Below are 244 nucleotides of genomic sequence, written 5' to 3'. Positions count from 1 at the left end.
CATACAACCCCCCATCCACTCTATATCTCCTCCACCCCCTTATTCCAATCCTTCCACACCCTCTCTCCAACCCCATCTCTACTTTCAACCCCCAGGTACACCCTTTCACCCTCTCTTCTCACATCCACTTCAACCACCACATCAACCTCCTCAAACATCACATCTTTACCACTCTAATTAAAACCAAACAACCTATCACCTATTCTAACCTTCCTAAAATCCTTCAAGCTGAACACCCCGAATT

The 244-nt window shown here is 45.9% G+C and carries 1 protein-coding gene; it reads left to right on the top strand.

Annotated features, from left to right (window positions below):
• Positions 1-41: 41 nt before the first annotated feature.
• The coding region (locus FS628_RS33365) for a hypothetical protein (RefSeq protein WP_369008923.1) at positions 42-244 on the top strand (203 nt) is incomplete at its 3' end.

Origin of the sequence: Paenibacillus xylanexedens (assembly GCF_007676705.1) — a bacterium.
GTDB lineage: Bacteria > Bacillota > Bacilli > Paenibacillales > Paenibacillaceae > Paenibacillus > Paenibacillus xylanexedens_C.
This window is presented reverse-complemented; position numbering and strand designations above follow the sequence as displayed.